This is a genomic window from Enterococcus bulliens, assembly GCF_053761865.1.
In genome coordinates this window covers 69,214-75,244 of sequence record NZ_JBSMXK010000013.1, presented here as the reverse complement: position 1 = coordinate 75,244, position 6,031 = coordinate 69,214, and the positions used below count along the sequence as shown (strand labels likewise).

General features: G+C 41.6%; 1 protein-coding gene, 14 tRNA genes, 2 rRNA genes and 2 pseudogenes. 18 read left to right on the top strand and 1 reads right to left on the bottom strand.

Translation table 11 applies throughout. The features are described 5' to 3' along the window. The 17 genes and pseudogenes from ACWOEC_RS08060 to ACWOEC_RS07980 form a co-directional block, all read left to right on the top strand. Positions 1-88: ribosomal RNA gene (locus ACWOEC_RS08060) — 23S ribosomal RNA — on the top strand; the annotation flags it as partial. A gap of 71 nt (positions 89-159) precedes the next feature. Further along, positions 160-275, top strand: a 5S ribosomal RNA gene (gene rrf / locus ACWOEC_RS08055). 9 nt (positions 276-284) lie between these two features. Next, a tRNA-Asn gene (locus ACWOEC_RS08050) sits at positions 285-358 on the top strand. 43 nt (positions 359-401) lie between these two features. Continuing rightward, positions 402-490, top strand: a tRNA-Ser gene (locus ACWOEC_RS08045). Between the two features lie 11 nt (positions 491-501). Next, positions 502-573 (top strand) — tRNA-Glu (locus tag ACWOEC_RS08040). Between the two features lie 14 nt (positions 574-587). After that, positions 588-660 (top strand) — tRNA-Val (locus ACWOEC_RS08035). A 9-nt stretch (positions 661-669) separates the two neighbouring features. Further along, positions 670-742: transfer RNA gene (locus ACWOEC_RS08030), tRNA-Asp, on the top strand. 37 nt (positions 743-779) lie between these two features. Next, a tRNA-Phe gene (locus tag ACWOEC_RS08025) sits at positions 780-852 on the top strand. A gap of 5 nt (positions 853-857) precedes the next feature. After that, a tRNA-Tyr gene (locus tag ACWOEC_RS08020) sits at positions 858-938 on the top strand. A 9-nt stretch (positions 939-947) separates the two neighbouring features. Further along, positions 948-1,021, top strand: a tRNA-Trp gene (locus tag ACWOEC_RS08015). Positions 1,022-1,023: 2 nt separating this feature from the next. Continuing rightward, positions 1,024-1,096: transfer RNA gene (locus tag ACWOEC_RS08010), tRNA-His, on the top strand. A 9-nt stretch (positions 1,097-1,105) separates the two neighbouring features. Further along, positions 1,106-1,177: transfer RNA gene (locus ACWOEC_RS08005), tRNA-Gln, on the top strand. A gap of 23 nt (positions 1,178-1,200) precedes the next feature. Next, positions 1,201-1,271, top strand: a tRNA-Cys gene (locus ACWOEC_RS08000). Positions 1,272-1,301: 30 nt separating this feature from the next. Further along, a tRNA-Leu gene (locus tag ACWOEC_RS07995) sits at positions 1,302-1,386 on the top strand. A 52-nt stretch (positions 1,387-1,438) separates the two neighbouring features. Next, positions 1,439-1,511: transfer RNA gene (locus ACWOEC_RS07990), tRNA-His, on the top strand. 10 nt (positions 1,512-1,521) lie between these two features. After that, positions 1,522-1,593, top strand: a tRNA-Gln gene (locus tag ACWOEC_RS07985). Positions 1,594-1,826: 233 nt separating this feature from the next. Next, positions 1,827-2,249, top strand: a pseudogene (locus ACWOEC_RS07980) (KUP/HAK/KT family potassium transporter); the annotation flags it as partial. On the opposite strand, the gene ACWOEC_RS07975 reads toward ACWOEC_RS07980, so the two are convergent. Then, positions 2,224-3,378 (bottom strand): hydroxymethylglutaryl-CoA synthase, encoded by a 1,155-nt coding sequence (locus ACWOEC_RS07975; RefSeq protein WP_455307248.1) that lies wholly within the window; start codon positions 3,376-3,378, stop codon positions 2,224-2,226. The pseudogene ACWOEC_RS07980 and the gene ACWOEC_RS07975 sit on opposite strands and share 26 nt — an antisense overlap. A 173-nt stretch (positions 3,379-3,551) precedes the next feature. Between ACWOEC_RS07975 and ACWOEC_RS07970 the strand changes: the two are divergent. Continuing rightward, positions 3,552-5,961: pseudogene (locus ACWOEC_RS07970) on the top strand (hydroxymethylglutaryl-CoA reductase, degradative). Positions 5,962-6,031 lie beyond the last annotated feature (70 nt).

Here is a 6,031-nt window from a genome sequence, read left to right as displayed (position 1 = left end):
CTGAGAGATGATCAGGTAGATAGGTCAGAAGTGGAAGTGCAGTGATGTACGGAGCGGACTGATACTAATCGATCGAGGACTTAACCAATAAAATGAAAAACTCGACGAGTTTTGACGAATTTACTTCCATCCAGTTTTGAGTGAATAACTCACCACAAGTGTGGTGGCGATAGCGAGAAGGACACACCTGTTCCCATGCCGAACACAGAAGTTAAGCTTCTTAGCGCCGATTGTAGTGAAGGGTTTCCCTTTGTGAGAGTAGGACGTCGCCACGCTGTAATTATTCCGGCATAGCTCAGTTGGTAGTAGCGCATGACTGTTAATCATGATGTCGTAGGTTCGAGTCCTACTGCCGGAGTTCTCGAAAGAGATAGAGTAGTAAGTTGAGCTTCTTTTAATCCGGAGAGTTGTCCGAGAGGCCGAAGGAGCATGATTGGAAATCATGTAGATGACGTAAGTTGTCTCAAGGGTTCGAATCCCTTACTCTCCGTAAAACATATTGGTCCGTTGGTCAAGCGGTTAAGACACCGCCCTTTCACGGCGGTAACACGGGTTCGATTCCCGTACGGATCATTGCTTTAAAATATGGAGGTTTAGCTCAGCTGGGAGAGCATCTGCCTTACAAGCAGAGGGTCAGCGGTTCGATCCCGTTAACCTCCATCAATAATTGGTTCCGTGGTGTAGGGGTTAACATGCCTGCCTGTCACGCAGGAGATCGCGGGTTCAAATCCCGTCGGGACCGTTATTATTTTATTGCATACATTTTAATTAGCTAGTATGGCTCGGTAGCTCAGTTGGTAGAGCAATGGATTGAAGCTCCATGTGTCGGCAGTTCGATTCTGTCCCGCGCCATTTATGGAGGAGTAGCGAAGTGGCTAAACGCGGCGGACTGTAAATCCGTTCCTTTTGGTTCAGTGGTTCGAATCCACTCTCCTCCATTTTTTAATAGGGACATAGTTTAAAGGTAGAACAACGGTCTCCAAAACCGTTAGTGTGGGTTCAATTCCTACTGTCCCTGCCATGGCGATCGTGGCGAAGTGGTTAACGCACCGGATTGTGGCTCCGGCACTCGTGGGTTCGATTCCCATCGTTCGCCTTTTTTTAATGGGGTATAGCCAAGCGGTAAGGCAAGGGACTTTGACTCCCTCATGCGTTGGTTCGAATCCAGCTACCCCAGTTCCTTAATTGGAAACTTAATATGGCGGTATAGCCAAGTGGTAAGGCAGAGGTCTGCAAAACCTTCATCACCGGTTCAAATCCGGTTACCGCCTTAGTACATTATAATTTAATATACTATTTATGCCGGCGTGGCGGAATTGGCAGACGCGCTGGACTCAAAATCCAGTGCCCGTTGAGGGCGTGCCGGTTCGACCCCGGCCGCCGGTATTAACTAAGATGTCTTTCATCTTAGTTTTTTATTTGGGTAATAAGTAATATGGCGATCGTGGCGAAGTGGTTAACGCACCGGATTGTGGCTCCGGCACTCGTGGGTTCGATTCCCATCGTTCGCCCTTTTTTTAATGGGGTATAGCCAAGCGGTAAGGCAAGGGACTTTGACTCCCTCATGCGTTGGTTCGAATCCAGCTACCCCAGTTTATGGGATTGAATTTTGACATGTTTTCAGACATAATACATCCATTAGGAGAGTAGCACACACTATGTGTTATTAGATCAACAGCAAGTCAGAAATGACTGGTCTAATAAATTAAAGGCGAGACCTAAGTATACGTACATCGTATACTTAGGTCTTTTTTTGTTTTTATATTAGGAGGCAGAACATGGAGAAAGCAATACGAAATAAGCTAAGCTTTGCAGGAGAATTGTTCGATACGGATTTTATTGTATTTGTCAAATTACATTTAGGTTTTAGAGTTGATCAAGAAATCAATTTGTACATTCGCGAAATCGTACAGCAACTCATGAAAGATGGACGGATCAAGCAACAACCACAACAGTATTCGATTCGACCTAATCGTATCGTAGGTGATTTTCAATTTATTTTGATTCAAGAATCGGTCGCGACACATACTAGTTTAAATAAATGGGATCGTCAAGTGATGCAATTGAAATTATGGATCAAAAAATTTACGGTTGCCCCAGAAAATTGGTTTGGTTTAGAATATAGCGAAGTAAAATATGAAACCGTCCCATTGATTTTAGGACAAAATCGACATGTAGAAATCACAGAACGTAAAAAACAAGCGAGTAATCTCGCTTGTTTTTTTATATTTCTTTATAAATACGTATAGTTTTCTCGATCGATTGGATACTGAATAGTTGTGGATCTGAAAATGTTTGATCTTGATCAGGTATTAGTTTATCTGTAAAGAATGTTTCGTATTCAGTTAAACTTAATGCATGTCGATTATCCAAAAAGTCTTCATGGCCTTCTTTATTCAGTTGCTCTTTATAGCCGGATACTAGTCGACCAGAGAAAAATTCCGCTACTGCTCCAGAACCATAGCTGAAAAATCCGATGCGGTCGTTTGCGCTTAAAGTCATACTTTGTTCTAATAACGAAATCACACTGAGGTATAAAGAGCCTGTATATAGATTTCCAATACGTCGACTATATGCAATACTTTCTTCATAACGAGCAAGTAGTCGCTCTTGAGTAGCAGCTGTCTCTTTTTCTAGTTCGCTCATGATGGCTTTTTTCCCCATTTTAGTATAGGGAACATGAAACGTGATTGCTGCAAAATCTTCAAAGGACAATTGAGTTCGTTTTTTGTATTCTGTCCAAACTTTTTGGAACGACTCGATATACGTTTGATTGGATAAAGCACCTTCTACTAGTGGGTATTCATGGCCTACGGGACGCCAAAAATCATAAATGTCCTGAGTTAAGGCAACTGTATCTTGTTGTAATTCTACAATACGTGGATTAGCTGCAATCAGTATCGCAACTGCACCTGCACCTTGTGTCGGTTCTCCAGCAGAATGTAATCCGTAACGTGCATTGTCGCTAGCGATCACTAAAACTTTACTTTTAGGGTTTGCTTGCACATGTGATAGTGCCACTTGGACACCTGCTGTTGCCCCGTAGCAAGCTTCTTTGATCTCGAATGAACGAGCAAAAGGTTGGATGTTCAGCATGCGATGTAATACTACAGCAGAGGCTTTTGACTCATCGATACTAGATTCAGTACCTACAATGATCATGTCGATCGCTGCTTTATCTTCTTTAGATAACATGGGTAAAGCTGCATTCATAGCAAATGTAACAATATCTTGAGTTTTTGGTGCTACAGCCATTTGGCTTTGTCCGATGCCAATTAAAAATTTATTAGGGTCAACATTTCTAGCTTCTGCTAGAGTCGTCATGTCCATGAAATAAGATGGAACAAAAAAATTTAACTTATCTATACCTACGCGCATATCGTTCTCCTTTAAATCGTTATACTATAAAAATAGCATATTTTATGAAAAAAGTGGAACAAATGATAGAAATTTAAAGTTTGTTAAAAAATTAAGAAATCCTGGATATTCACGATTTTGTCAGGTGTTTTTTTTAGCAGAATCATGCTATATTTTTACATGGAGGTGGCGAAGTGGAAAAAATTGTGATTATTGAGGCTTTACGAACGCCAGTAGGAAAATATAAAGGAATGCTAAGTAAGTTTCAAGCAGTGGATTTAGGGGTTGAAGTAACAAAAGCAATCTTAAACAAACAACCATCATTAAAAGATAAAATCGATTACGTCGTCTTTGGGAATGTATTGCAAGCCGGCAATGGACAAAATCCAGCACGCCAAATTTCCTTGCGCGCGGATTTAGATGTTCGTGTACCTGCAGTAACCGTTAATGAAGTATGTGGATCAGGACTAAAAGCGATCAGTCATGCACGCCAAATGCTGTTATTAAACGAAGCTGAAATCGTACTTGCTGGTGGAGTAGAAAGTATGACGAACGCGCCAACAATCGTGGATTATGATAAACAAACCGACACATATGCACATCCCAAACAAGTCATGTTCCAAGATGGGCTAACGGATGCATTTTCAGGAAAAGCAATGGGAATGACTGCAGAAAACGTTTCTGAACGCTTTGCTGTCTCACGAGATGCTCAAGATCAATTTGCGTATCAGTCACAGAAAAAAGCTGCTCTAGCCCAAGAAAACGGTTGGTTTGATCAGGAATTGATTCCCTTAGATCAGGCTATCAAAGATGAAGGTGTTCGAGCACAAACAACACTAGAAAAGTTAGCAGAATTAAAAACCGTTTTTAAATCAGATGGAACTGTCACAGCAGGGAATGCTTCTACAATCAATGACGGTGCGAGTGCATTGTTGTTGTGTACGAAGAGTTATGCTTTAGAGCATGGGATAGAGTACCTCGCTGAAATCGATGATATCGTGGAAGTGGGAATCGAACCTGATATTATGGGGATTTCACCGATTACGGCGATTACCCGTTTACTTGAACGTAATCAAGTCACGATAGCAGGTATTGATTTATTTGAAATCAATGAGGCATTTGCGGCTTCGTCGATCGTCGTGCAAGATACGTTGAAATTAGATACGAAAAAAGTCAATATTGCCGGTGGTGGAATTTCTTTAGGTCATCCGATTGGGGCAACTGGTGCGCGAATCGTGACGACTTTAGTACATCAATTAAGACGTACGCATCAACAAGTCGGGATCGCTTCATTATGTGTAGGTGGTGGCTTAGGATTAGCCTTGCTTTTGCATATACCTGAGGAGACTCTAAATGAACAATAAGCCTTTTTATAAATTAACGACAAATGAACGAAGAGCACAACTAGCACAATTGAGGGATTTGACTCAAGTAGAACAAAACGAACTTGCCAACCAGAGTTTACCACAAGAACTAGCAAGTCATTTGATTGAAAACCAAGTCAGTGAATTTTCAGTGCCACTTGGAATCGTAAATGGATTGAATGTAGATGGCATCGTGCGTACATTAGCCTTAGCAACCGAAGAGCCTTCAGTCATCGCAGCATGTAATTATGGCGCAAAAATGGCGCAAAAAAGTGGAGTCCAAACAACGATGTCGACAAAATTTGTGCGTGGACAATTGATCTTTCCAGATGTTCAACACGCTGAAGCATTACGTGCATGCTTAGAGGAAAATAAAGAGCAAATGATTGCGTATGCGCATCAGGCGCAACCATCGATCGTTTTACGAGGTGGCGGGATCAAGCAAATTGAGATTCGCCAGTTGTCTGAAAACTATATCTCTTGTGATTTGATTGTCGATCCTAAAGAAGCGATGGGGGCAAATATGGTCAACACGATGCTTGAGGCAGTCAAAGCTTATCTCGTTACGCAAACAAAAGAAGAGATTTTGATGGGCATCTTAAGCAATTACGCAACTGAAGCAATCGTACGTGCGACAGTGACATTACCGTTTCATGTATTGGCGAAAACGGCTCCCGGAGAACTTGTGGCGAAAAAAATTGTTCAAGCTTCACAAGCAGCACAAATCGATCCGTACCGTGCCGTGACGCATAATAAAGGGATCATGAATGGAATGGAAGCTTTTGTGTTAGCAACGGGAAATGACACGCGGGCTTTTTCAGCTGCTGTACATGCCTTTGCTGCAAAAAGTGGCCAATATAGAGGGTTATCTACTTGGGAAATACAAGAAGAGCAGTTAATTGGTACGATTGAGCTACCGGTATTACTTGGAGCTGTTGGTGGTGCGATTAGTTTATTGCCTAAAGCGAAACTAGTCCATAAGCTAGCTGATTTTCCGACAGCAACTGAATTGGCGTCACTAACAGCCGCAATTGGCTTAGTTCAAAATCTCGCTGCCTTACGCGCATTAGTCAGTGAAGGGATCCAACAAGGACATATGTCTTTACAAGCTCGTGCGCTTGCGATGAGTGTGGGTGCAGTTGGTGCAGAAATCGATTATGTGACCAATTGTTTAATAAAAGACAAAATGAATCAAGAAACAGCAAATTTTTACCTAAAACAGTACCGTAAAACAAAATGAAAACTTTATTTCATTTCCTCAAGTAGCGAAAAAAAGAAAAATTAGAATAAATTCATTTTTTCAGTAGAAA